This is a genomic window from Asticcacaulis solisilvae (genome assembly GCF_052327315.1).
GTDB classification, from domain to species: domain Bacteria; phylum Pseudomonadota; class Alphaproteobacteria; order Caulobacterales; family Caulobacteraceae; genus Asticcacaulis; species Asticcacaulis solisilvae_B.
Window position 1 is genome coordinate 363,695 of record NZ_CP166196.1, and the last position, 24,884, is coordinate 388,578.

General features: G+C 63.8%; 28 protein-coding genes. 12 read left to right on the forward strand and 16 right to left on the reverse strand.

What is annotated here, in order from left to right; genetic code table 11:
- Positions 1 to 11: 11 nt before the first annotated feature.
- Positions 12 to 491, reverse strand: coding sequence for a transcription elongation factor GreA (gene greA / locus AB8717_RS01615; protein ID WP_443749285.1), 480 nt, complete (start codon positions 489 to 491; stop codon positions 12 to 14).
- Positions 492 to 554: 63 nt separating this feature from the next.
- Positions 555 to 2,723 (reverse strand): prolyl oligopeptidase family serine peptidase, encoded by a 2,169-nt coding sequence (locus tag AB8717_RS01620; protein ID WP_443749286.1) that lies wholly within the window; start codon positions 2,721 to 2,723, stop codon positions 555 to 557.
- Between the two features lie 149 nt (positions 2,724 to 2,872).
- Between AB8717_RS01620 and AB8717_RS01625 the strand changes: the two genes are divergently transcribed.
- The 6 genes from AB8717_RS01625 (at position 2,873) to AB8717_RS01650 (ending at position 6,300) form a co-directional block, all read left to right on the forward strand.
- The gene (locus AB8717_RS01625) at positions 2,873 to 3,481 is read left to right on the forward strand and encodes a hypothetical protein (RefSeq protein WP_443749287.1); all 609 of its coding nucleotides are present in this window, start codon (positions 2,873 to 2,875) and stop codon (positions 3,479 to 3,481) included.
- A 3-nt stretch (positions 3,482 to 3,484) separates the two neighbouring features.
- Positions 3,485 to 3,790, forward strand: coding sequence for a winged helix-turn-helix domain-containing protein (locus AB8717_RS01630; protein WP_443749288.1), 306 nt, complete (start codon positions 3,485 to 3,487; stop codon positions 3,788 to 3,790).
- 95 nt (positions 3,791 to 3,885) lie between these two features.
- The gene (gene phhA, locus AB8717_RS01635) at positions 3,886 to 4,755 is read left to right on the forward strand and encodes a phenylalanine 4-monooxygenase (protein ID WP_443750837.1); all 870 of its coding nucleotides are present in this window, start codon (positions 3,886 to 3,888) and stop codon (positions 4,753 to 4,755) included.
- 52 nt (positions 4,756 to 4,807) lie between these two features.
- Complete coding sequence (locus tag AB8717_RS01640; RefSeq protein WP_443749289.1) at positions 4,808 to 5,104, forward strand: 4a-hydroxytetrahydrobiopterin dehydratase; 297 nt, start codon at positions 4,808 to 4,810, stop codon at positions 5,102 to 5,104.
- 119 nt (positions 5,105 to 5,223) lie between these two features.
- A complete protein-coding gene (locus tag AB8717_RS01645; protein ID WP_443749290.1) occupies positions 5,224 to 5,919 on the forward strand; it encodes a response regulator in 696 nt (231 codons plus the stop codon).
- A gap of 198 nt (positions 5,920 to 6,117) precedes the next feature.
- A complete protein-coding gene (locus tag AB8717_RS01650) occupies positions 6,118 to 6,300 on the forward strand; it encodes a DUF1328 domain-containing protein (protein WP_443749291.1) in 183 nt (60 codons plus the stop codon).
- A gap of 101 nt (positions 6,301 to 6,401) precedes the next feature.
- On the opposite strand, the gene AB8717_RS01655 is transcribed toward AB8717_RS01650, so the two are convergent.
- The 9 genes from AB8717_RS01655 to AB8717_RS01695 form a co-directional block, all read right to left on the reverse strand.
- Positions 6,402 to 7,109 carry a sensor histidine kinase gene (locus AB8717_RS01655; RefSeq protein ID WP_443749292.1) on the reverse strand — a complete coding sequence of 236 codons (708 nt, stop codon included), beginning with the start codon at positions 7,107 to 7,109 and terminating at the stop codon, positions 6,402 to 6,404.
- A 138-nt stretch (positions 7,110 to 7,247) separates the two neighbouring features.
- Positions 7,248 to 7,610, reverse strand: a complete 363-nt coding sequence (locus tag AB8717_RS01660) for a hypothetical protein (protein WP_443749293.1) — start codon at positions 7,608 to 7,610, stop codon at positions 7,248 to 7,250.
- A gap of 12 nt (positions 7,611 to 7,622) precedes the next feature.
- A complete protein-coding gene (locus AB8717_RS01665) occupies positions 7,623 to 7,790 on the reverse strand; it encodes a hypothetical protein (protein ID WP_443749294.1) in 168 nt (55 codons plus the stop codon).
- Between the two features lie 23 nt (positions 7,791 to 7,813).
- Complete coding sequence (locus AB8717_RS01670; RefSeq protein ID WP_443749295.1) at positions 7,814 to 7,963, reverse strand: hypothetical protein; 150 nt, start codon at positions 7,961 to 7,963, stop codon at positions 7,814 to 7,816.
- Positions 7,964 to 8,085: 122 nt separating this feature from the next.
- Positions 8,086 to 9,780 (reverse strand): response regulator, encoded by a 1,695-nt coding sequence (locus AB8717_RS01675; RefSeq protein WP_443749296.1) that lies wholly within the window; start codon positions 9,778 to 9,780, stop codon positions 8,086 to 8,088.
- Positions 9,773 to 10,219, reverse strand: a complete 447-nt coding sequence (locus AB8717_RS01680; protein ID WP_443749297.1) for a response regulator — start codon at positions 10,217 to 10,219, stop codon at positions 9,773 to 9,775. Before AB8717_RS01680 ends, AB8717_RS01675 begins: the two co-directional genes overlap by 8 nt.
- A 21-nt stretch (positions 10,220 to 10,240) precedes the next feature.
- The gene (locus tag AB8717_RS01685; RefSeq protein ID WP_443749298.1) at positions 10,241 to 12,088 is read right to left on the reverse strand and encodes a sensor histidine kinase; all 1,848 of its coding nucleotides are present in this window, start codon (positions 12,086 to 12,088) and stop codon (positions 10,241 to 10,243) included.
- A gap of 252 nt (positions 12,089 to 12,340) precedes the next feature.
- Positions 12,341 to 12,757: a hypothetical protein gene (locus AB8717_RS01690; RefSeq protein WP_443749299.1), complete on the reverse strand. Its 417-nt coding sequence runs from the start codon at positions 12,755 to 12,757 to the stop codon at positions 12,341 to 12,343.
- A 119-nt stretch (positions 12,758 to 12,876) separates the two neighbouring features.
- Positions 12,877 to 13,170, reverse strand: a complete 294-nt coding sequence (locus AB8717_RS01695; RefSeq protein ID WP_443749300.1) for a DUF883 family protein — start codon at positions 13,168 to 13,170, stop codon at positions 12,877 to 12,879.
- A gap of 354 nt (positions 13,171 to 13,524) precedes the next feature.
- On the opposite strand from AB8717_RS01695, the gene AB8717_RS01700 reads away from it, so the two are divergent.
- Complete coding sequence (locus AB8717_RS01700) at positions 13,525 to 13,692, forward strand: hypothetical protein (RefSeq protein WP_443749301.1); 168 nt, start codon at positions 13,525 to 13,527, stop codon at positions 13,690 to 13,692.
- Positions 13,693 to 13,963: 271 nt separating this feature from the next.
- Positions 13,964 to 14,482 (forward strand): hypothetical protein, encoded by a 519-nt coding sequence (locus tag AB8717_RS01705; protein ID WP_443749302.1) that lies wholly within the window; start codon positions 13,964 to 13,966, stop codon positions 14,480 to 14,482.
- Positions 14,483 to 14,519: 37 nt separating this feature from the next.
- On the opposite strand, the gene AB8717_RS01710 is transcribed toward AB8717_RS01705, so the two are convergent.
- From AB8717_RS01710 to AB8717_RS01720, 3 genes are all read right to left on the reverse strand, one after another.
- Complete coding sequence (locus AB8717_RS01710) at positions 14,520 to 15,845, reverse strand: glycoside hydrolase family 130 protein (RefSeq protein ID WP_443749303.1); 1,326 nt, start codon at positions 15,843 to 15,845, stop codon at positions 14,520 to 14,522.
- 134 nt (positions 15,846 to 15,979) lie between these two features.
- Positions 15,980 to 18,340 carry a glycosyltransferase gene (locus AB8717_RS01715; RefSeq protein WP_443749304.1) on the reverse strand — a complete coding sequence of 787 codons (2,361 nt, stop codon included), beginning with the start codon at positions 18,338 to 18,340 and terminating at the stop codon, positions 15,980 to 15,982.
- A gap of 358 nt (positions 18,341 to 18,698) precedes the next feature.
- Positions 18,699 to 19,703, reverse strand: a complete 1,005-nt coding sequence (locus tag AB8717_RS01720; RefSeq protein ID WP_443749305.1) for a Gfo/Idh/MocA family protein — start codon at positions 19,701 to 19,703, stop codon at positions 18,699 to 18,701.
- Between the two features lie 75 nt (positions 19,704 to 19,778).
- On the opposite strand from AB8717_RS01720, the gene AB8717_RS01725 reads away from it, so the two are divergent.
- A complete protein-coding gene (locus AB8717_RS01725) occupies positions 19,779 to 20,078 on the forward strand; it encodes an antibiotic biosynthesis monooxygenase family protein (protein WP_443749306.1) in 300 nt (99 codons plus the stop codon).
- 3 nt (positions 20,079 to 20,081) lie between these two features.
- Positions 20,082 to 21,794 (forward strand): bifunctional protein-serine/threonine kinase/phosphatase, encoded by a 1,713-nt coding sequence (locus tag AB8717_RS01730; protein ID WP_443749307.1) that lies wholly within the window; start codon positions 20,082 to 20,084, stop codon positions 21,792 to 21,794.
- Here the strand turns inward: AB8717_RS01730 and AB8717_RS01735 are convergent.
- Together AB8717_RS01735 and AB8717_RS01740 are read right to left on the reverse strand one after the other, a co-directional pair.
- Positions 21,791 to 22,222 (reverse strand): hypothetical protein, encoded by a 432-nt coding sequence (locus AB8717_RS01735; protein WP_443749308.1) that lies wholly within the window; start codon positions 22,220 to 22,222, stop codon positions 21,791 to 21,793. The two genes, AB8717_RS01730 and AB8717_RS01735, sit on opposite strands and share 4 nt — an antisense overlap.
- Before the next feature lie 6 nt (positions 22,223 to 22,228).
- Positions 22,229 to 22,678 carry an Lrp/AsnC family transcriptional regulator gene (locus AB8717_RS01740; RefSeq protein WP_443749309.1) on the reverse strand — a complete coding sequence of 150 codons (450 nt, stop codon included), beginning with the start codon at positions 22,676 to 22,678 and terminating at the stop codon, positions 22,229 to 22,231.
- Between the two features lie 238 nt (positions 22,679 to 22,916).
- Between AB8717_RS01740 and AB8717_RS01745 the strand changes: the two genes are divergently transcribed.
- Positions 22,917 to 23,951 carry an FAD:protein FMN transferase gene (locus AB8717_RS01745; RefSeq protein WP_443749310.1) on the forward strand — a complete coding sequence of 345 codons (1,035 nt, stop codon included), beginning with the start codon at positions 22,917 to 22,919 and terminating at the stop codon, positions 23,949 to 23,951.
- A 28-nt stretch (positions 23,952 to 23,979) separates the two neighbouring features.
- A complete protein-coding gene (locus AB8717_RS01750; RefSeq protein WP_443749311.1) occupies positions 23,980 to 24,837 on the forward strand; it encodes a hypothetical protein in 858 nt (285 codons plus the stop codon).
- Positions 24,838 to 24,884: the final 47 nt, after the last annotated feature.

Sequence of the window (24,884 nt, forward strand, 5' to 3'; positions counted from 1 at the left end):
CCTGGTGCCGGTCACGCGATGGCCACGACCTCGACGCCCGCCCCGGCGACCACCGCTTCATCGCCGACGCTCTTTCCCATCAAGGCCTGGGCCAGCGGCGAAACATAGCCGATACTGCCGGCGCGCGGATCGGCCTCGTCCTCGCCGACGATACGGAATGCCTGCTCGCGTCCATCTTCGCGTGCGATTGTCACCGTGCACCCGAACACCACCGTTTCCGGCTGGTCCACCGGCTCGATCCGCTGCGCCGAAGCCAGCCGGGCGGTATAGTAGCGCAAATCCCGCGTCGCCCGCGCCATGGCGGTGCGGTCGTCGCTGACCTCGCCGGACGCCTGCGCCGCCACATAGGCGGCCCTGGCCTGCGCGAAGGCGGCTTCCAGCTGGGCCAGGCCTTGCGGCGTAACCAGGTTGGGATGGGATGAAATCGGGCGATCGGGCAGGTTGGCGGCAGCCGCCTCGTGGTCCTCGTCGCGGGTAAAGGCAACACTCATCGGATTATCGTAGCGCTACGGCCGCCCTCTGTCCAATCCGGCAGGAAGCAGGCCGCCTTTAGCCTAATCCATCAGCTTCTGCGCCAGGTAGGTGAACTCGATCGCGTAGCGATGCGCCGTTTCCCTGAGATTGGCCGCCGCGGCATGGCCGCCTTCCATGTTCTCGTAGTACAGGAAGGGCAGGCCCATATCCTCGAACAGGGCGGCCATCTTGCGCGCGTGCACCGGACCGACGCGGTCGTCCTTGGTCGAGGTCTCGAACAGCGGCTCCGGATAGGCGACGCCGGCCTTGACGTTGTGATAGGGCGAGATCGAGCGCAGGAAGGCGCCCTCGACGGGATCGTCCGGATTGCCGTATTCGCCCTGCCACGAGGCGCCGGCCGACATGTGGGTGAAGTTGACCATGTCGAGCAGCGGCACCTGGACGACGACGGCGTTCCACAGGTCGGGGCGCTGGGTCAGTTGCACGCCCATCAAAAGTCCGCCGTTCGAGCCACCCATGATGCCGAGCCGGCGCGGCGTCGTCACCTTGCGCGCGATCAGGTCTTCGGCCACGGCCTGGAAGTCGTCATAGATGCGCTGGCGGTGGGTCTTCAGGCCGGCTTCGTGCCACTTGGGCCCGAACTCGCCGCCGCCGCGGATATTGGCCAGCACATAGGCGCCGCCCTTTTCCAGCCACAGCTTGCCGACCCCGCCGGAATAGGAGGGCAGCATGGAGGCCTCGAACCCGCCATAGGCATAGAGCAGGGTGGGCGTATTGCCATCCAGCTTGATGTCCTTGCGCGCCACCAGGAAGTAGGGGACCTTGGTGCCGTCCTTCGATGTCGCCCAGAACTGCTGGACCTGCAGGCCTTCGGCGTTGAAGCGCTCGGGCGCCGACTTGATCTTTTCCACATTTCCGGAAGCGGCGTCGGCGCGATAGAGCGTCGTAGGCGACAGGAAGCCTGACGCCGTAACGAAGATATGGTCGCTTTCGTCGTCGGCCGAGGCGATGCCCAGGGTCGAATTGGCGGGCAGGGCCAGGGTCTGCGACGACCATTTACCAGCGGCGTAGTCGAAGCTCAGCACCTGGCCTGTGACGTTCGACAGGATGGCCAGGACCAGGCGGCCCTTTGTTTGGGCGACCGTGTCGACAGACTGGTGTTCGTCGGGCGCGAAGACGATAACGGGCTCCATGTGCGCCGGGTCGGCCAGCGCGGTCTTCAGGTCGATGGCGATGATCGAGCCGCTTTTGAAGACCGTGCCCCTGGCCGAGGTCCAGTCGTCCTTCAGGCGAAAGACCGCCTGGTTTTTGAAATAGGCACTGAAGTCGGTGGTCTGCGGCAGGGGCAGCACGACCGGCCCGTTTGGACCATAAAAAGTCTGGACCTGGTGGAAGAAGTCGAGGCTGCGATAGGCCATGTCCATCACATAGGCGCCGTCGATGTCGCGTAGGCTGTAGCGGCCGGCCGACACGTCGCTCTTTTCGCCGCGGAAGATTTCGACCGCCTGGTCGAGCGTCTGGCCGCGCTTCAGCGATTTGGTGATGAAGGCATAGCCCGATGTGGTGACATCGCCCGGCTGCCATTCGCGCGAGATGTAGAGGGTGTCGCGGTCGCGCCAGCTGACCGACTGCTTGCCGGCCGGCAGCTCGAAGCCGCCCTTGACGAAGGTTTTCGTCACCGTGTCGAACTCGCGCACGATATCGGCGTCGGTGCCGCCGTCGGACAGGCTGATCAGGCAGTAACGCTCTTCCGGCGGCAGGCAGTCGGCGCCGCGATAGACCCAGGTCTTGCCGTCCGCCTTCGACAGGGCGTCGATATCGAGCAGGGTCTCCCACTGCGGCGTGCCGGACCTGTACGACTCCCAAGTCGCTCGGCGCCAGATGCCCTGCTTGTGCCCGGCGTCCTGCCAGAAGTTGTCGACATGGTCATGCTTCGCGAAACTCGGAATGGCGATGCGGTCGGTGGCCTCGACGATCTTGACCATGTCGGCTTCGTACTGCGCGAAGCGCGGGTCCTTCGACAGGCGGTCGAAGGTCGCCTGGTTGTGGGCCTTCACCCAGCTCAGCGCTTTTTCACCTTCGATGGCGTCGAGATAGGCGCGCGGATCGACGGCAGCCTTGTCGGCGGTGTTGGGGTTGGAGGCGACGGACTTGGCGACGGTGGTCATCTGGGCCTGCGACGAATGAGCGAATGCGGCCATGATGGCCAGGGTCGCCGCCACATATAGTGATTTGGATGAAGCGCGCATGATCGTTCCCCCGAAAGATAGAGATATCGTGTGAAACTATTCCTTTTTTCCGGTCTGGCAAGGGATGGAGTTGATGTCTTCAGAAAGTGCTTTACAAAATAAAGTTCTTTGGTAATTTGGGGCCGATCTTGCCCAGGAGGCCTCGCGCCATGACGACCGATCAACTCGAATCCGAAATCGCCTATATGAAATCGCTGGCCGTGTCCGGCGGGCGCGGGCCGTTGAAAAACGGCGCCAACCTGTTCTGGGCCGGACTGCTCTACGGCTGCGCCGCCGTCGCGCAATACGCCATGATCAAGGGATTCCTGCCGCAAAAGGTGTGGGTTGCCGCGGGCATCTGGCTTGGCGTCAGCATCGCCTATGCCGTCATCCTGGCTGTGACCGTCGGCGGTGCGGCCAAGTGCGTGGAAGCGCCCGCCAGCCGGACCTCGCATTCGGCCTGGTCGGCGGTCGGCCTGGGCATACTGTCCTTCTTTTCGGCGATGATCGTCATGGTCAATCTCGTGCCGGGCGAACTCAATACCTTGTCCTTCCTGCTGGCGCCGATCATCCTGGTGCTGTACGGCGTCGGCTGGTGGGTCAGCGCCACGGCGTCGGGCACGGGCTGGATGCGCCTGGTGGCCCTGGGCTGCTTCGGCGGTGCGCCGGTCCTGTGCCTGCTGGTCAACCGGCCTGAGCAACTGCTGGCCTATGCCGCGGCCCTGGTCCTGTTCGCCATGGTTCCCGGCTATGCGTTGATGCGGGCCGAGAAGGCATAAGTCATGGACGCCTTCAGCATCGATTCGCTCGACGATGTCATCCATGGGCGGTTGCGATTGGGAATCATGGCCTTTTTGTCGACGGCCGGCGCGGCCGACTTCACGCTTCTCAAGACCCGGCTCCAGGCCACGGACGGCAACCTTTCCGTACAGTTGCGCAAGCTCGAAGAGGCCGGCTACGTCGCCATCGGCAAGACCTTCGCGGGCAAGAAGCCGCTGACGACCGTGACCCTGACCGGCGCCGGCCGCATCGCCTATATCGGCTATCTCGACGCCATGCGGAAGCTGATCGCCGACACAGGACAATAAGGGGTGTCGTGGGTGAGACGCTCACGGCACTTTTATTTGCAAATGAAACTATTTGAGCGCAAGATCGTGTCTGAAGAGGAGACGCCATGGACTCGATGCCTGCTTTCGGAAAACATGGAATTGTCGGCGGCTATGTGCCTGTTCGTTCCGACTGGACGATCGAGCAGGACTGGGCTGCCTATACACCTGCGGAGCATGCCACATGGAAGACCTTGTTCGACCGGCAGATCGCGTTGATGCCCGGCCGCGCGTGCCAGGCCTATCTTGACGGTCTTCGCACCCTGCCGATCGGCGCCGATACGATTCCGGATTTTGCGAGGTTAAGCGACGCCCTGATGCGCCGTACGGGCTGGCAAATCGTGGCTGTGCCCGGCATGGTGCCGAACGAAGTCTTTTTCGACCACCTTGCCAACCGCCGCTTTCCCGCCGGCCAGTTCATCCGCCAACCGCATGAGCTCGACTATCTGCAGGAGCCCGACGTCTTTCACGATGTGTTCGGCCACGTCCCCATGCTGACGAACCCGGTCATGGCCGATTTCATGCAGGCCTATGGCGAAGGCGGCAAACGCGCGGAAAAGCTGGGCGTGCTCGATCGGCTGGCGCGGCTCTACTGGTACACGGTCGAATTCGGCCTGGTCGAGGAGGCGGGACAGATTCGCATCTTCGGCGCCGGCATCCTGTCGTCTTTTTCGGAAACGACCTTCGCGCTCGACTCCGCGTCACCCAACCGTCTCGGCTTCGATCTTCGGCGCGTCATGCGAACCCTCTACCGCATCGACGAATTCCAGGAGAGCTATTTCGTCCTGCCGTCGATCGACAGCCTGCTCGACTTCGCCCGCACGGATTTCGCGCCGGTCTATGACGGACTGGCGGCGCAGCCCGATATCGCCGCATCGCAGGTCCTGGGGACGGACCGGGTATTTACCCGCGGCACCGGCGCCTATCACCAAGCATTGAACGCCTGAGCCTTGCCGGGCTCACGCCCGCGCCCATATAATCGGGCAGGAGGATCCCGGCATGCCGAAACTCAGCTCCGAACAGCTTGACGATGCGCAACGCGATCTCCCCCTGTGGCGGGTCGACAAGGATGCGCTCTTCCGCGACCTTGTCTTCGCCGACTTCAAACACGCCTTCGCCTTCATGACCGAGGTCGCCGCCGAGGCTGACCGGGCCGACCACCATCCCGACTGGTCGAACGTCTATGACAAGGTGTCGGTCCTGCTCAGTACGCACGATGCCGGCGGGGTGACGGAAAAGGACGTCGCGCTGGCCCGGTTCGTCGACGGCGCGGCTCAGCGCAATGATGTAAAATAATACCGCGTCGAAACGTCCCTGACTCGGCCTAAGTCGACAACCCTATTTAATTTTTATTTTTCTAAACCTACTCCTCGCACCACGCGTATACCCAGTTTGAAAGGCACCGCGAGTCGCACATGCTCGAGAAAAAAAACACGATCCTGATTGTGGATGACGAAGAAGAAATCCGCAAAATGCTCAGCATCTTTCTTGACGCCGCCGACTTCAAGGTCTGCGAGTGCGACAGCGGCAAGCAGGCCCTGCGTCTTTCCGCCTCGGTACGTCCCGACCTGATCCTGCTCGACCTCGGCCTGCCCGATATCGACGGCAAGGAGGTCATTGCCAAGATTCGCGAATGGTCGAATGTTCCTATCGTCGTGTTGACGGCGCGCGCCGAGGATTCGGACGCTGCCCCCGCGCTCAATACCGGCGCGGACGACTATGTCACCAAGCCGTTCAGCGCCGAAGTGCTGCTGGCGCGCATCAATGCCAACCTGCGCAAGTCCGCGGTCAAGGAGGTCGGCGAGCCCGAGATCGTCCATGGGCCGATCCGCATGGACCTGGTGCGCCATGAAGTCTACATCGACAATGAGCGCGTGGCCTTCACGCCCAAGGAGTACGACCTCCTGCGCTACTTCCTGGTCAATCGCGGCCGCATGCTGACGCACAAGCAGATCCTGAAGGAGGTCTGGGGCCCTGCCCACCTCGAGGATACGCAGTACCTGCGCGTCTATATCGGCCAGGTCCGCGACAAGCTGGAGACCCGCGAGGGCCTGGGCAAGTCGATCGTGTCGGAGTCGGGTATCGGCTACCGCATGGACCTTGTCGAATAAGTCTCTTTTTCCCCCTGAGTGCCGACGACTGACCCCGATGCGCAAGCCTCGGGGTTTTCTTTTGTTTGGCTTATGTCGTTCTTACGTAAGCGCTTTCGGACGCCTTTTGTATATTTATGGCGGATTTTCTAGGCTGGAGATCAGACGAAAAGGCGCGGGGGCGAGCCCCGGGCCAACCTATCCAAAAAGGAGGCATTCATGCTGAACTGGATCGTTACCTTCTTCATCCTGGCCGTTATCGCGGCCTTCCTGGGCTTTACAGGCATGGCCGGTACCTTCGCCGCCATCGCCAAGTTCATCGCCGTCATCTTCGTGGTGCTGTTCGTCGCCAGCCTGGTCTATCGCATGATCACCGGCCGCAGCGCCAACCCGCCGCTTTAAGGCTGCGGATACCCTAAGAAAAAGCCCCGCGTTTGCGGGGCTTTTTTATTGGGCGCGAGACTGCGCGCGTCGCCTGGCTGAATGCGCCAGGGCCTGTGCTGTCAAACCGCCCGGTGATCGCGATAGAAGAGGGTGAAAACCGCCCCGCCGTCGGGATGGTTGGTCAGTTCGATGCGGCCGTCGAGCAGCTTCATGATGTGCCGGCAGATGGTCAGGCCCAGGCCCGTGCCGGCGTTCTGCTGATCGGCGCGCTGCAAGCGCATGTACTTGTCGAACACCATGGCCTGCTTGTCCTGCGGGATGCCGTCGCCGTGGTCACGGATTCGCACGAAGCCCTCAGGGCCGGTGACGCCGTGCTCGATCTCGACATAGGGGTCTTCGCCGCCGTACTTGCGGACGCCGTGCTTGAAGGCGTTGTGCAGCACCAGGCCGATGGCGCGGCTGCCCAGCATGGGATCGGTCCAGATCTCGTCGCGGTCGCCCATGGCGCGGATTTCAAGCTCGCCTTTTGTCTTGAGCGGCCCCAGGCGCGACAGGCTGTCCTGGATCATCTGGCCCATGCGGCAGGCCTCGAAGCGCGGCTTGACGGCCGAGGCTTCGAACTTGGCCATGTCGAGGATGTTGGTGATGAAGTAGTCGAGCCGGAAGGCCTCGGTCAGGGCCGAGCTGATCAGCGACCGCCGTTTTTCCTCGGGCAGCTTGTCGTAGAGCATGGTCATGACCTCCAGCGAACCGATAATGGTCGCCAGCGGGGTCTTCAGGTCATGGGATACCGACGACAGCATCTGCCGGTGGAGATACTCGCGCATTTCGTCATGCGAAAGCGATGACAAATCATCGGGGGTCATGCTTGGGTTCATAACAATAATGTCTGCCACAGGCAATGAACCGTGATATCGAAAAGGTTACGAAAAAAAGGAAGCCGGCCAGGGTGCCGGCTTCCGGGTTCAGTAGGTCGAGGCACTGGCCGACCGGGCGTGCTGGCGGTCCTGCTGCTTCTGGCGGTCGGCAGCGGCTTTGACGTCGGACGACGCTTCGGAAATGGCCGAAGACGCCGCGCTGCCTGCCTTTGAGACAGCGGAACTGGTTTCCGCGCCTGCCTTGGACAGGGCCGAACCGGCGTTGGATACAGCGGAATTGTCGGCCAGGCCGCTGGTCGCGCTGGCCACGGTCGCGGCACCGGAATCGACGGCCGCGCCCAGCTTTTCCTCGGGGGTGCGATGGTCGTGCCGGTTCAGCAGCCACGCGGCGGCGAAGATGATCAGCAGCAGGACGATGGCGATGAACAGAAGGCGTCCGAGAGCGTTCATGCGGGCGGGCCCTTATTCGTCGATGTGCTCGGCGATCGACTTGAAGAGGGCCAGCTCTTCGACGTCCTCCTGCGGGTCGAACAGTTCGGGCGGCAGGTCGTCGTCATAGACGTCGCCGTCGTAGCGCACCTGGTGGGCATAGTCGGGCTTGCGGTCGGGAACGGGATAAGGGGTGGGCATCGAAGGCTCCGGGAAAAACGGGATCAGATTTCCGGCCGGTCGACCGGCGGAATTTCGGGCAGGACCTCGGGCGGCAGGCCTTCGGGCGGGCTCACGGGGTCGTTGGCCGGAATCTCTGGTTCGTTGACATCCGGATCGGGCGGATCGTTAGGGCCGGAATAAAGGCTGGACATGGTCAAATCCCCTGTCGGTTCTGTATCGTCCGACGATAGGGAAAAGCCTGCAAAGGCTCAGTGTCTAAGCGGGAAAGCGCCCGTAAGGAGCCGGTAAGAGGGTATATAAATTGGACGGTCTCTTACCGCAACTGGCCCAATTTAAGCGCCAGGATGTCCGGCAGGACGGGCTTTGAGATATAGTCGTCCATGCCGGCCTGCAGGCAGCGTTCGCGGTCGCCTGCCAGGGCGTGCGCCGTGACGCCGATGATGGTGTTGCGGTAGCCGCGGCCGGTGGCTTCCTTGGCCGCTTCCAGGTCGCGGATCCAGCGCGTCGTCTCCAGCCCGTCCATGCCCTGCATCTGTACGTCCATCAGGATGGCGTAGTGCGGCCCGGCCGTCGCCTTGATGATGTCGATCGCGTCAGTGCCCGAGGCGGCCGATACGGTGTCGTAGCCGAGTTCTTCCAGCATCAGGCTCAGCACCATGACGTTGGGGGCGTAGTCCTCGACGATCAGCACCAGGGGACGGCCACTTTCACCGAGCACCGGCTTATGGGTATTGCGCGGCGTCAGCAGCGACGACAGCGAAGCTGGCAGTGCGCGGGCCGCGGGCGCCGTATCGGCGATTTCGAGTTCGCCGGCGCGCTCCTGGCGCAGCGAGACGAAGAAGCCGGAGCCTTCGCCGTGGCGGCTTTCGACGCGGATTGTGCCGCCCATCAGCTCGACCAGCGACCGTGCGATCGACAGGCCCAGGCCCGAACCGCCGAAGCGCCGGGTGATGGTCTCGTCAGCCTGCGTGAACTTGTCGAAGATCAGCGGCAGCTTCTCGGCCGGAATACCGATGCCGGTGTCGCGCACGCTGAGGTCCAGGATGACATGGCCGTCGCCGTCGGGCTTCGTTTCGGCGGCGATGACGATCTGGCCTTGATCCGTGAATTTCAGAGCGTTGCTGACCAGGTTCATCAGGACCTGTTGCAGCCGCGTGCGGTCGCCCATCAGCACGTCGCCGTTCGTCCGGTCCGCCAGTTCGAGGCGCAGGTTTTTCCGGCTGGCGTCGGGCTCGAACATCAGGTGGATGTCCTTGAGGATCTCGGCCGGCTGATAGCGGATGCTTTCCAGCGCCACGCGGTCGTCCTCGATGCGGCTGATGTCGAGCAGGTCGTTGATCAGCTTGAGCAGCAGGTCGGCATTGGTGCGCAGGGTCTCGACGATCTTCTTCTGGTCGTCGTTGAGCTGGGATTTCGCCAGCACGGTCGCAAGACCCGTGACCACGTTCATCGGCGTGCGGATTTCGTGGCTCATGGTGGCCAGGAAGCGGCTCTTGGCCTCGCTGGCCTGTTCGGCGCGTTCCTTGGCCTGCATCAGCTCTTCGCGCTGGCGGGCGTTTTCGCGCAGGAGCATTTCCTTGGTGTAGGCGGCCTGCATGATGGCGGGCAGGAGGTCGAGATAGGTCTGGTTGACGTCCTTGACGGCGTAGTCGGCGGCGCCGCGCTGGAGGGCTTCGAGGGCGATGCGTTCGTCGCCGCCCACGGTCAGGATGACGGCCGGCGGGGAATCGGGGATGGCGTTAAGCTTCTCCAGGAATTCCAGCCCGCTCATGCCCGGCAGGTTGTAGTCGACCAGCAGCAGGTCGTACTGCCGGCCGCCGGTCATGATTTCAAGCGCCTGTTCCGCGGTTTCGGCCGTATCGACCTTCAGCCCCGCCCGGTCCATGCGCTTTTGCAGCAGACGCGCCAGGGCGGCGTCATCCTCGATGTAGAGGATGGTCTGCATGCCCGATTGCGGCTGAACATTGGGGTCAGGGTCGGCATCAAGCGGCATCACGGTATCAGTCATGAATATGGGGGACGCGCACAACGGTCATCATCAAGCCGAGCTTGCGGATGGCCTCGGAAAATTCATCGTAGCCCACGGGCTTGGTCATGAATACGTTGCACCCCAGAGCATAGCAACGGTCGATATCGCGCGGCGTATCGGTGGTGGTCAAAATCACGACCGGCATGCGCCGGGTCGCCTCGTTGGCCTTGATATGGCGCAGGATTTCGAAGCCGTCGATATCCGGCAGGTTGAGGTCGAGCACGGCCAGCATCTTGTCATAGGGGCGGTCAGGCTGGTCGGGACCGAAGAAGTACTCCATGGCGCTTGCGCCCGATTCGAGATGCTCGATCGGGTTCTGCACGCCAACGCGCTTCAGGTTGCGCTTGATCAGGCTGGCATGGCCCGCGTCGTCTTCGACAAGCACGATGGAGAAGGGTTCTTCTAGCTGGCTGATCATGATGAGTCCTGACGGCCTTCCTCAGCTGGCCAGTGCACGGGTTTCGGCCGTGTCGTTGCTGGCCGCGGGCGAAATCTTCTTGGGCAGGCTGAAGTGGAAGGTGGTGCCGACGCCGACATTCGATTCGAACCAGATGGCGCCCGACATCTTGCGCAGCGTCGCCTTGACGAAGGCCATGCCGAGGCCCAGTCCGCGCACGTCGCCGGTGTTGCGGGCGCGGCGGAAGATATGGAAAACCTTCTGGCTGTCCTCGGGCTCGATGCCGCGGCCGTTGTCGCGAATCGAGAAGACATAGTCGCGCGCCGTTTCCTGGGCCGAAATCTCGATATGGCCGGGGCGGTTGGGCTGGAGGTATTTGACCGCGTTGTCGAGCAGGTTGGAGAAGATCTGCTCCAGCGCCAGCGGGTCGGTTATCAGGTCGGGCATGGTGCCGATGACAACCTCGACCTCCTTGGCCGCGATCTCGTAGCTTTGCGCGCCCAGGCACTTGTCGAGAATGGCGCGCGAACTGACGACCTCCTCGCGGTAGACGTACTTGCCGATGCGCGACAGGTCGAGGATTGCGGTGGTCAGCGTATCCATGCGGTCGACGGCGTTGCCGATGAAGCCCAGCGCCTCGGGAATGTCGAGCTTGAGGACGGTATTCAGCCGTTCCCAGGTCTTGTCGCCCAGCTTGCCCCTGGCCGGCTCGAGAATCTGCTGCAGCTCGTCGACGGCCAGCGACAGCTCGTGGCTGAAACCCTTGAGGTTGACCAGGGGCGAGCGCATGTCGTGCGAGGTGATGTAGGTAAAGGCTTCCATGTCGGCATGGAGCTGCTTGAACTCTTCCTCGCGCTGCTTCTGTTCGGTGATGTCGGTGTGCGTGCCGATCAGGGTGCGGATCTGGCCGAACTTGTCCCAGACGCCGACGCCGCGCGACATGACCCAGCGCCAGGTGCCGTCGCGGTGGCGCATGCGGAAGATGTTGTTGTACAGCGGGGTCTGGCGCATGATGTACTGGCGCCGGATTTCCAGCATCTGCGCGACATCGTCCGGGTGGATCATGGCGATGACGCCGTCGGGCGTCAGGTCCAGCTCATGGTCGTCATAGCCCAGCATCGCCTTGAATTCCTTCGAGGCGAAGAAGGTCTCGGTGATGAAGTTGAGCTCGTAGAGTCCGTCATTGATGCCGTTCATCACCATGCGGAAGCGGGCTTCGGCCTTGCGGTTCTCGTCCTCGATCGTCTCGTTCTCGGATTCCAGCTTGATGATGGTCACCGTACCGGCCAGCACGATGCCGATCCCCAGGATCGAGCCGATGATCAGGATGTAGATGAAGTTGGCCTTTTGCGAGTCGACGTCCTTGATATGCTTTTCCAGGTCGACCAGGCGCGCCTTGACGCTCTTGTCCATCAGCTCGCGCAGCGTATCCATGCGCTGGCGCTGCACTTCCAGGTCGGCGACGGCGACCGCGCCGCGGCCGTGCGCCTGGACGGCGGTGACCTGGGTGTTGAGCAGCTTCTGCAGGTCCTCGATGCGATCCAGCCAGACATTGGTCTCGGCGAAGAAGGCGCCGTCATTGTAGGTGGCGTTGCGCAGGCCGAACAGCTCGGCGCGCACCTGGCCGCTGACCTTGGCGTAGGTTTCGAGGAATTTCGGGTCGGCCGAGATCACATAGCCGCGCACGCCGGTTTCCATGTCGACCAGGTCGAGCAGGATCAGCCGTGTCTGGCGGATCGCTTCATATTGCCGGATGGTATAGGCGTTCAGTTCCTCGACCGTGCGATACTGGTTGTAGATGATCATGGTGAAGGAACACAGGGCGATGGACACGATGCTGAAGAACGCCAGGTAGAGGTGTTTGACGTTTATGCCCCAGGGTAACCACATGGTGTCCGGTCAGCTTTCCCAATGCCCGCTGTCGTTCTGACGCAAGGCTTCGCTGTTTTATATCCCTTTGGGCCACCGAATAACAGTCTCTCGAGTGGTGGCGGCCGGCGTCCATGCGAACGTTCCCGATTTGACGGTAGGTCGCGTGATCACAAACGGCAATAAGGGGCGCCGGCTTAAAAATAAAAAACCCATAAGGAACACAGGTTCTTATGGGTTGAGTTTGCCAAGAGAAAACGGAAAACGCGGCCTTTACTTGGGAGCGGCCTTGGCCTTGGCGCGCCTGCCGACGGCCAGAATGCCGTCGAGGAATGCACCGGCCGTATCCGTCACCGGCGCCAGCGGAGTCTGGGTGCGGAAGACTTCCAGAACCTCGTCGCGAACCGTTTTCCAGATGCGCAACGCGATGACGACGGCCACGACGACCAGGACCAGCGCGGCGACGGCGATGACCGCGCCGGCCGTGGCAATGGCGGCGCCGGCATTAAGCATCTGCGCATAGCCGAGCCAGAGGAGCGCGCACACCATCAGTGCCGCCAGTACCGTGGCGAAGACGCCTAGGCAGATCACCAGGGCCAGTCCCGCAAGGGCGTTGAGCACATGCGGCCTGGCCGAGCTGAGCTTGCGGTTGGTGATGAAGAGTTCGAGAAACCGGGTAAGCGCGTGCATCACGGCGTGTCGGGCCTGTCCATGAAAAAGGCGCCCCGGAGCGCAATCCGATAAAGTGGCCACCACTTTTCGGAAACATTGCGCGACCAGGCACAAGGTTGCAAGGCGCCTTGCCGGTTTTAGCGGCGCGTCAGCAGGGCGCCGAGGATGAAGCCCGCGCCGAGCGCGATCAGGCTCGATCGGACGGGGTTCAGCCGGACTTCGTCCTGGATGCCGGACGAGACCTTGTTTGTCGATTCCAGCGTACGGTCGACGAAGCTGCGGAACTTCTGGCCGGCCTCGTTGGCATAGTCCGAGACATTGTCGATCGCCGCGCGGCCGTCAGCGACCAGATCGTCGGCGGCAGACTTCAGGTCGTTTTCAGCCGAGGCCTTGGTGACATTGGCGGCGACTTTGGTGGCGGTCGAAATCATTGCGTCGGTCTCCTTGGAACGAAAACGCGTCAAATTGTCAGGGAGAAAAAGGGGGGTCGCGTTCACGGAGGTCGTCTGGAGTCTTAGGCTAGGGGGGGCGATGAAGAGCCCCAAACCGGCTGCCGTGAACGCGATGATCAAAGGCTACAGGTGGCCACCTCAAAGCGCCATGTGCGGACCGCGATCTGAAAATAAAGAGTGCGTAAAAGCTTGGGTTGCATCGCGGAAAAGCTCCCGGTTTACCTCATTCTTATGCCGCCTCTTCCGCTCCGGTGCGTCAATTTTACGAGGCCTCGGCTAGGGTTGCTGAGACGCAGCCGAGGCTGCTCAGCCAATCACAGAAGGAGACATCACATGTCGATCAAGTCGAGCATCAAGGAAACCGCCGGCGCCACCGAAGAAGAACTGGGCGAGGCCATGCACAATGACAAGATGGCCGAAAAGGGCCGTCGTCTTCGCAACGAAGGCCGGGTTGGCAACGGCAAGATGCCGAAGGTCACCAAGGTCGGCTCCGAAAAGTAAGCCCTCGTTATTCGGCGAAGGTTCGCGCCTTGGCCGTCGCGGGGTTTCCCCCGCATTCCTTTGGCCTCCCGGTTTCGCCGGGAGGCCTTTTACGTTGGGGCGGACGCATATCGAATTCCGGCCCTTTCCATAAATCGGGTGCCGGATTTCGCGGATGAACCTTGATGCACCCGATCACATATGCGATTCATTCGCAAAAACGTATTGACGACGCGGCGTATGGGTATATTTTGCGATCAATTCTCATTTGCATGAGTTACGAGAGTCGATCATGGCCCCTTCCGATCTGCGCCAGCTGCGCTACAGCGACCATTTCCTCGTCTGGTCGATCCGGACATCCCTGACCTGTTGCACGCAATGCCGGACGCTGGTGCGGGAAATGGACCGGGCGTTCGGCCCGCTGAGCGAAGCCGGCCAATGCGGGCTCACTATCTTTCTCAAGGCAATGGGACAGGGCAAGCGGGTCATTCGCATCGGCCGGCCCGGCCACATCGAACTGACCCAGGACGAAAAGAGTTTCCTGGCGCTATTCGAAGCCTTGCAAGCCGGCGATCGCGACCGGGCGGCGGCGCACGCCCGCTGGCTGGCCGGAAGCGATGCCGTCCAGGACATCTGCCTGGCCGCCGGCGCGCTCTGCCGCCTGTTCACGCAGCGCGGCCTTGAGTTCCGCCGCCTCGAAGACACCCATGCGGCAGCGGAAGCCCTGCCGTGCGGCGACGGCAAGGTCACGATATTGCCGAAACGCGTGCATCCCGACACGGAGGTGCGCAGCCTTTCGTCCGTATTCTGATGATTGGGGGAGGGCTCTTTTCTGGAGCCCCGGATCTCTACAGCCCTAAGTGCGCCAGCAGGTCGCTGATTTTCAGCGAGGCGAAATGGATGCTGGAATCGGCTACGCCATAGGGCATGAACAGCCAGTCGCCGACGCGCAGGGCGCCGCAGGTATAGATGACGTTCGGCACGTAGCCTTCGCGATTGTCCTCAGACGGCGACAGCAGCGGGTCGACCGAGCGGGCGATGACCCTGGTCGGGTCCTTCTTGTCGAGCAGGGCGGCGCCCAGGGAATAGCGGCGGACCGCGCCGACCCCGTGGGTCAGGACCAGCCAGCCTTCGTCGAGCTCGATCGGCGAGCCGCAATTGCCCATCTGCACCAGTTCCCAGGGCTGTTCGGGGCCCAGGATGCGCTCGCCATTGTTCCAGATCAGCCGGTCGTCGCTTTCGAGATAGAACAGACTTTCGTGGTCCAGCCGGCCGATGGCGGCATAGCGGCCGTTGACCCGGCGCGGGAACAGGGCCAGCCCCTTGTGCTGGGAGGCGGCGCCGCGGAACGGCGTCAGCCGGAACGAGCGGAAGTCGCTGGTTTCGAAGCACTCGCAGGCCGTTTCGCGGCCATTATAGGCCGTGTAGCTGCCGAGATAGATCTGGCTGCCGTTTTCCTCGGTGAAGCGGAGCATACGCAGGTCTTCGAGACCGTTGGCCTGCTGCTTGGTGACGGGAAACAGCACGGTCTCCGATACTGGGCAGGCCTGGTGGCTGTGGACGGTGACGGCGCCTTCGTTCGGCACCGTGTCGCGCGGGCGGGCGGCGACGGCGAAGTCGGTCTCGGGCTTTATCTCGATCGACCCGTCGGCGAAGAAGGTGCCTTCCCGGAACGAAATCGTAGAGATATGGCCTTCGCCGACGGTGCGCGTCGACAGGATGAAGTTGACCGCGCCGTTGCCCGCGCCGGTCTGGTCCGGGTGGACGACGACGGACGGATTCATGACGGCGGCGGCCTGGTAGCTGTATTCGTGGCTGAAATAGGCCCCGATCAGCGCCTTGTGGTCTTCGTCGAGCGCGTCCAGCCCGCCGTGCATGGCCTGGACCTGTTTGTAGCGTTCGAGGAAGATGCCGCGCGTCTGCCAGTGGCGGCCGGTGAAGTCGCGGTTGACCTCTTCCAGCACGGTGCGCACCTGGTCTCCCGAAAGCGCCTTGATGGCCTCGCAGATACGGCCGACGCGCGAAAACGCGCCCATGGCCGAGTCCGAAGATGCCAGGGAAATTTGAAAGGGCAGGATCACGACGCGCTCGGGATTGGCGCGCAGTGTGATCGGGCTCTGCATCATGTCAGTCAGGGGCTTCGCGCCCCTGGGCGTATTGGCACTGCCGTCCATTCAGGTCTCCCGTTTTTGCCGCGCATCTTAATCCGAAACGTGCGTCACACGTTTCGGGATGCGCTCAAGACAGACACCGCCCCGCTCCCAAGCCATGTCAGGATATCGCGTCCGGGCGGACGGTGAAAGGGCGATCATGCGTCGGCGCGACGTTTATCTTGCACTGCGGCGTGCGTGACGGCCGGAATCTCGGCCTTGAGGTCGAGTTTGAGCGCCGTCCAGCCGAGGTGCCAGGCCAGGATCGACTCGGCGCCCTGGTTCTGGTTGCAGCCGTGCGGCGTCAGGCCGTCGAAGCAGCCGCCGTCCGGGGTGACCAGCGGAATGCCCTGGCTGTTGTCGCCTTCGAACCAGGCGAAGGCGCGCAGGGCTTCGTCCTGCCAGTCGGGTTCGTGCGTGATGCGCGCCGCCGTCAGGCAGGCCTCGATGCTGGCCACGGCCTCGATCGGCTGCTGGTCGTAAAGGGGGTGGACCTGGCCGTCCTCCTTGAAGCGCGAAGTCGGCACCGGCAGGAAACAGCCCTTTACCGGGACGGTCTGTTGTTTCATCAGCCATTGGAGGGCATTGAGGCCATCCTTCAGCATGTCGGCGTCGGACAGGAAGGACCCCGCCAGGATCAGGCCTTCGGCCAGGCGGGCATTGTCGTAGGCAAGCGCCGGTTCCAGCCACGGATGGTCCGGACGGGCGTAGCGCTTGTAATGGTCGTGCAGGATACGGCCGTGATGGCGGATGGCCGCCTGGATATCCTGCGGATTGCCGACGACGCCGAAGGCGCGGGTCAGCGCCTTGACCACGATGGCGACGCTGCGCAGCGACGTCCAGTGGGCGCTGGCCACGATGGCGCGCTGCGCCAGGTCGGCGGCCCAGGTCCGGATGTCGGCGGGCAGGTCGGACCGCGCGGTTTCGATCAGGGCTTCCAGCGTACGGGCGCAGCAGTCGTCGGAGCCGCCGTCGTCGAGCCATTTGCGCTCGAAGCTCATGAAGTTGCGGAAGCCGTCGCCCGTCCAGGCGTGGTTGATGAAGCCGGCATAGACATAGGTCAGCTTCTGCAAGTCCTGTGGCAGCCGGCCCAGGCCCGATTGGCGCGCCAGCAGTTGCAGGGCGCGGCAGTTGTCGTCCGTGCAATAGCCATGGGCACGGTCCGGCAGGCGATACTTGCCGTGCTGGTACAGGCCGGCGTCGTCGCTCATGCGCAGGATGGCGTCGACCGCGGGCCGCAGGGTGGTGAAGGAACGCAGGGGCATGGTTTTTTCCGCTTCGACGGCGCTCTGGCGCCTGACATTGTCTTCGGCCCGGGTGATGTAGGCCTCGGCGACAGCCGACCAGCGCGACGACCGGCCGTACATATAGGCCCGGCGCGTCATGGCCTCGCGGCGTTCATCGGAGGCCAGCAGGCCGGAAATGGCGCGCGCAAAGGCGGGCGTATCGTGGAAGTCGCACAGGATGCCGACGCCGCCGGCCAGGGCTTCCGCCGCGTGCCAATAGGGCGTGGACACGACCGGACGGCCCAAGGCCAGCGCATAGGCGAGGGTCCCGGACGTTATCTGGGTTTCCGTCAGGTAGGGCGTGACATAGACGTCGCTGGCCTGCAGGATCTCGATCAGGTCGTCGTCGTTGACGAAGCTGTTGATGAACCGGATGCTGTCCTCGACGCCCAGTTCGCGCGCCATGGCTTTCAGGCTGTCGCGGTACTTTTCGCCTTCGTTGCGCAGGAGGTGCGGGTGGGTCGCGCCGATCACCAGATAGACGGCGTCCGGGTTGGCGCTGAGGATTTCCGGCATGGCGGCGATGACGGTCTCGATGCCCTTGTTGGGCGACAGAAGACCGAAGGTGGTCAGGGTCTTCTTGCCGGCCAGGTCGAGCTTCGCCTTGAAGGCGTCGGTGGCGCGCAGGGGGCGCGACGGCGCACCGTGCGGCACGATGGCGATCTTGGAGTCCGGGACATTATAGACGCGCTTGAGTATTTCAGCGCCCTTGCGTGCCATGGTCACCAGGGTGGCCGACACGCGGATCAGGCCTTCCATCACGCGGCGCTGCTCGTCATTGGGCTTTTCGAGAACCGTGTGAAGGGTTGTCACGACCGGCATGGTCAGGCGGTCGAGCATGTCGAGCAGGTAGGCGCCCGACGGACCGCCATAGATGCCGAACTCGTGCTGAACGAACAGGACCTGCGTGCCATTGCTGTTGAGCGTGTCGGCCATGCGGATATAGGCGGCAACGTCGTTCTGCGGCAGCTGGTCCGTGACCTCGGGCGGATAGTCGTAGCTGTTGCCCGGATCGTTCATGGCGATGACGTTCCACTCGGCGTCGGGCAGCGCGCTCTTCAGGCAGGTGTACATGTCGCGGGTGAAGGTCGCCAGGCCGCACTGGCGCGGCGGGAAATTGCCGATGATGGCCGTATGGTGAAGACCGGCCTCCACGGCGGTGGCGCCGATCCCCGCTATGTCCGCGGCTGTGAAATCTTCGCCTTGCGCCGTGAAGGTAGTGGCTTCCAACATATCGACCTCTGCTTACTGTTCTGGGCCCGGCAGCGAGGATCGGAGGAAACAATCGACTCCGTCTGCGCTCGGGCGGTAGAATGATGACGTTCAAGGGCGAAGCGGAAGCTCGCCCCTTGCGCTGCACCATCGCCGGAAGGGCCATAAAAAGTCAGTTCGGTTGCCGGAAAGGCCTGTAAAGCGTTAATCAGAAATGTGACGGCCGGCGGCAATGTGCTGCGACATGCCCGGCATTATATTCATCAGCAAAATGAAAGACATGACGGCATGCGTACGCGCGCCGGCGCCGAGACGGGCACCGGTAGGTTCAAACCGTAATGACGGAATTGTGTCCGCTTTGTGTCGGGGCGACCGGCTGTCAGCCGACGTCTTCCCACCGTCCCGAGGTTTCGGAGCGGAAAAGGGCGTCGATGATGCGCATGTTCTGCCGGGCGTCGTCGACGCCGTAGGGCAGTGCGATTTCGCCGAGCACGGCGCGCGAGAAATCCTCGCTCATGCGCGTATACTGGTCGGACACGTCCATTTCAAAGACCTTTGCCGACGCGCCGTCGAGCGCCTCGCCGCTGTCGATGGCGAAGATGTTCGGCACATCGGGCTGAGCGTTGTACGGCACGGGAATGGTCAGGCGGCTGTCAGCCCCCCACACGGTCAGCTGCTGGGCGCGCGCCAGTTCGGTGGACACTCCGAAGGTCAGCTGGCGTCCCTGCCCGAAATCGAGCAGGCCGCCCGTGACGGTATCGGTGCCGAACTCGGCGTGGCGTGATACCAGCGCCATGACGCGCAGCGGTTCGGCTTCGAAGAAGAAGCGGCCGGCCACGATGGGATAGCAGCCGATATCCATCAGCCCGCCGCCGCCCCATTCGACCTTGTTGCGGATATTGGCGGGATCCTGGTTGTTGTAGCTGAAGAAGGACTGGATCATGCGCGGGGCCGAGCCGAGCGCACCGTTACGCACCTGTTCGCGCGCCGCGTTCCATTGCAGCGAATGGCGCACCATGAAGCCCTCCATGATCAGAACCTTGCCTTCAACAGCACGCAACTGGTCGAGCTCGGCGGCATTCAGCGCCATCGGCTTTTCGCACAGGACATGCTTGCCGGCCTCGGCTGCCTTCAGCGTCAGCGGCACATGCAGGTGGTTGGGCAGGGGATTGTAGATGGCGTCGATATCGGGATCGTCGAGCAGGTCTTCGTAACTGCCATAGGCCTTTTCGATGCCGATCGAGGACGCGGCGGCTTCGGCCGAGGCCAGATCGCGCGAAGCGATGGCGGCCACGTCGATATAGTGGCTCTTGCGCATGCCGGGGATGACCTTTGCCACACCGATCTTCGCGGTCGACAACACGCCCCATCTGACCTTTTTCATGTTGCGTCCCTCGCTTTTGATTGAATAGATGGCAGATACCGCGTGCGCATTCGCACCGCAATATGAGAGACCCCGATGATCACCGAAATCGCCACCCTCCGCATCGATCCTTTGAAGGCCGAAGCGTTTGAGGCCGCCGTCGCGTCCGCGAAGCCGTACTTCCAGACCTCGCCGGGCTGCCACGGCATGGCGCTGGACAAGGTGATCGAAACGCCCGGCCTCTATCATCTGCGCGTGCTGTGGGAGACGGTCGAGGCGCACGAGGTCACCTTCCGGGGCTCCGACAACTTCCAGCAGTGGCGGGCCCTTGCCGGGCCGTTCTTCGTATCCGCGCCGGACATCGTCCACACCGAAACCGTCGCGACGTTTTTTTAAGCGATGGCCGCGCCCGACAAGAAGCTCAAGGTCGCCACGGGCTTTGCCAGCGAAACGGGCCCGCGACCCGACAACCAGGATTTCGGCGCGGCCTATCTCGAAGGCCCGCCCCGCCACCACGGTCTGGTGGCGGCGGTGGCCGACGGCGTCGGCGGCCAGAAGGGCGGGCGCGTCGCCGCCGAGCTGAGCGTGCGCAACTTCATCGACGACTATGTCAGCCAGAGCGACGCCCTGCCGCCGCGCAAGACGGCGGCGCGCGCGCTGGAAAGCATCAACCACTGGATCCACCAGCAGGGCCAGAAGGACGAGAAGCTGAAGGGCATGGCGGCGGTGTTCACGGGCATCGTGCTCAAGGGCCACCGCCTGCACAGCTTCCACGCCGGCGACACCCGGCTCTACCGCCTGCGCGACGGTGCACTCAGCCTTTTGACGCGCGACCACAAGCCCGAGGGCGCCGAGGCCACCAACCTCATCACCCGCGCCGTCGGCATGGAAGAGTCGCTGCGCATCGACTACCGCGTCCACGACATCCAGCCGCACGACCGGCTTTTGCTGTCGAGCGACGGCGTGCACGGGCCGTTGAGCGATGCCGATATCGAAACCCTGCTGGCAGCGCGCGCCGCGCCTGAGGAAACCGCGCGCAAGCTGGTGGCCATGGCGTACGAAAAGCACGGCGACGACAACGCCACGGCCCTGGTCATCGACGTGCTGGAACTGCCGCCGGCGACCTTCGACGACCTCGACGCGGCCTTCGCCCGCCTGCCGATGGAGGAGCCGCCGGCCACGGGCGAAACCATCGACGGCTTCAAGCTGGAACAGCGTCTGGCCGATGGCGACTACAGCCGCGTCTTCCGCGCCCGCGACCAGAAAGAGCCGCGCACGGTCCTTTTGAAATTCCCGAAGCCCGACACGATCGGCAGCGAGGCGGCGGCGCGCAACGTCTTCGCGCGTGAGGCCTGGGTGGCCAGCCGCGTCCAGCACGCCCTGGTGGGCGGGGTGCTGGCCCTGCCGCCCGGCCGGCAGACCCGCCTCTACATCGCCCAGCCCTTCTACGAGGGCGAGACGCTGGAAGCGCGCCTGGAGCGCAAGGACAAGATCACGCTCGAGGCCGGGCTCGACATCGCCACCAAGCTGGCCAAGGCGGTGGCGGCGCTGCACCGCGCCGGCATCATCCACCGCGACATCAAGCCGGAAAACGTCATCCTTCAGCCCGACGGCGGGCTGAAGCTGATCGACCTCGGCGTGGCCCGGCTGACCTATCTCGATACCGATACCCAGATGGACCACGTGCCGGGCACGCCCAGCTACAAGGCGCCCGAACTGTACGACGGCGCGCCGGGCGACGAGCGCTCCGATATCTTCGCGCTCGGCATCAGCCTCTACCGCATGTTCACCGGCGGCCAGTTTCCCTATGGCGAATCCGGCGGCTTCACCAAACCGGTCTTCGGCCGCCCGCACCCCCTGTGGAAATGGCGGCGCGACCTGCCGGCCTGGCTCGACAATGTGCTGATGACGGCGATCGCGCCGGACGCCGATGAGCGTTTTCAGGACGGCTTCGAACTGGTCTACGCGCTCGAAAACGGCATGCTGTCGACCGCGCCGGCCTCGGTCAGGCGCGGGCGCTGGTGGCAGGCCAATCCCGAAAAGCTGTGGCAGGCCGTGTCGCTGGTCCTGTTCGTCCTGCTGCTGATCGCGATCGGCATGAAGCGGGGTTAGGCTACCGTCTCTTTCGTACGCAGGATAACCGCGAAGGTGTCCTTTTTCCTGGACTGCCTCGCGCGTTCGAAGGCGGCCGCATCGAAGCCGGGCAAGCCCCGGAGTCTTTCGATGAAAGCGTCGATGCCCGCCGCCTGTGACGGCAGGGTGAGGCTTTCGCCATCGTGCAGATCGAGATGGTAGAAGGCAGCGTCTTTCCACGGGCCCTTGTCCGTGACGATGAGCGCGGCCTTTCGGATCTCAGGCCATCCCGCCGAGCCGTGGACCGTGTCGTTTTCGAAGACGGTGAAGGCCAGGGCGTCGACGGCGACTCTGATCACCGCGCCGGCGGCCCTCTTCGGCCGTTTGAGTCGGCGCAGGCCATACATGACGAACACCGTGACAAACAGGACGGTAACGGCGGGATAGATGAGGAAGATCGGAAGCATCCCGGCCTACCGCTCCAGCTTGGCGGCCAGGATGACCGAGGTCGTCGTGCGTTCGACGCCGTCGAGCAGGCCGATGCGGTCGAGCAGTTCGTTCATCTCGACGCTGTTCGACGCTTCGACCATGGCGATGATGTCGTATTCGCCGCTGATGGCGTAGACGGCCGATACCTCGGCGATGCCGGCAAGCCCCGCCTCGGCCGCCTGGCCCTGGCGCGGCAGGGTCTTGATCATGACATGGGCGCGCATCCGTGTGCGCGAAAAGGCTTCGCCCAGGCGCACCGTATAGCCGCCGATGACGCCGTCTGCCTCAAGCCGTTCCAGGCGGGCGTAGACCTGGGCGCGCGGGATTTCGAGCTGCGCGGCCAGTTGTGACACCGGCAGCCGGGCATCTTCGCGCAGGGCGGCCAGCAGCCGGCGGTCTGTGCCATCGAGATCCGGGCCGATCTGCTCGGTCATCTGAACGTATCCTGTGTAACCAATTGTGGATAAAGGGTGACATGCCAAGGCCTTGCGATCAAGCGGCACGCGAGTCCTCTGGCCTAATGCGGTGCAGCATGCTTTTATAAATTATCCATAAAAGATGGATGAGCGGTCACCGCCGGGGCACACTATCCGATATGCGAACCAGATCGACCTGTATACGCTCCGCGGCGCCGCCGGTTTCAAGGCGGTCGGTTTTAAGGCGCTGGCAGCCATGACCACTGCCCCGGCCAGCCACCTGCCCGAGCCCTTCGACACCCGCGTCATCATCCCGGATATCGACGCCGTGCCGCACGGCGACGCGCACGCGGTCCGGCTGGTCTTTGGCGGCGACGCCTTCGGCACCGGCTGGCGCGTCGATCTCTACGCCGAACGCAGCGTCGCCAACCGGCTGGAAGACAGCCTGCCGCGCCGCATCCGCGCCTGGCTGGACCTGATCGACCGGCAGATGAGCCCGTACCGGCCCGATTCCGATCTTACCCGTTTCAACGAAGCGCCCGCCGACACCTTTGTGCCCCTGCCGCAAGTGATGATGCAGGTCCTGCGCCACGCCATCGACATGGCGGGCCTGACCAACGGCGCCTTCGATCCCGGCCTGCTGGCAGCGGTCGAGCTGTGGGGCTTCGGGCCGCGCATCGTGCCCGACGGCCTGCCGCAACAGGCCGATATCGAGGCCTTGAAAGGCGATGCCCACGGCTGGCGCCGGCTCGACTGGCGGCCGGACGGGCTGGTGCGCCCGGCGGGGTTTCACCTGGATCTCAACGCCATCGCCAAGGGCTACGCCGTCGACGGCCTGTGCCAGATGCTGCAGTTCGAGCCCGGCGTGTCGGCCGCCCTGGTCGAGATCGGCGGGGAATTGCGCGGCTTCGGCGCGCGGCCGGACGACCTGCCGTGGTGGGTCGAAATCGAGGCCGTGGATGAAACCGCCCCGCGCACCGTGGTCGCCATCAGCGGCCGGGCCGTCGCGACATCGGGTGACCTGCGCCGGTCCTTCCAGCACGAAGGCCTGATCCTGTCGCACACCATCGATGCGCGCACGGCCTGTCCGGCCCGTCCGGAAATCGCCAGCGCGACGGTCATCGACCCACAGGCCTGGCGCGCCGACGCGCTGGCCACGGCGCTGATCGTCATGGGCGAGGGCGAGGCGCGGGCATTTGCGAAACAACACAACCTGGCCTGCCTGCTGCGCGTGCGCGATAGCGGCGGCATCCGGGAAGTTTTGAGTCCTGTTCTGGAATCGTGGGTTTAGGGAGTTGGGTATGATCGGGGATATGGCTATGACATCGTGGGAAATCGAGTTGCTGCGTATCGGCGTGGGCGTCGTGCTGGGGCTGATGGCGGTGGGCGCGATTACGCGCCTGTTCCGGCGCAGGCCGGCCCTGGCCGGGGTAGCCGCGCCGCAACCCGTGACCGCGCCAGTGCCGGCATCCGCTGCGCCACGGGCCAACCCCACGCCGGCCGGCGGCTGGCGCATCGCGGCGCGCGAGGTGGTCAATGCCGAATCCCGTGCGGACAAGCTGGTGCAGATCGATCTCGAGCCGACCGAGGGCGCCGCGTCCTGGCGCGCCGGTGCCTCCGTGGAGATCGGCAGCCGCCGCTACCCCATCGCCTCCCTGCCGTCGGAAGGCCATGTGCGCCTCTGGGTGCCGGCGGGCGAAGACCCTTCCACGACGATTTCGCCGTCCGCCGTCCGCTTGGTGGCCGACGGCGCCTTCCGTGCACCGGACGGCGAGACGCCGCTGCTGATGGTGGGCATGGGGGCAGGGCTTGCCGCGCTGCGTCCCAACCTGATGGAGGCCCGCGCCGCCGGCCGCAAGTGCTGGCTGATCTACGGCGAGCACAATCCGGTCACTGACGGGGCCCTGTGCGACGAACTGATCGGCTGGCAGGACGACGGCAGCCTGTCGCGTCTCGACCTAACCTTCTATGCCGGCGCCGACGGCCGCCGTGTCGAGGACGTCTTCGTCGGGCGTACGCTTGAATTCCAGGGCTGGCTGGGCGAGGACGGCGCCGTTCTGGTGTCGGGATCGCACGACATGGCTGTCGCTGTCGATGCCGCCCTGCGCCGCCACATGGGCGATGCATGGGTGGAAAGCGCCATAGCCTCAGGCCGCTATCGCCGCGATATCGCGTAGGGCATCATGCCAAAAGGGGGATGCCGCTTTTGGGATAAATTACGTGC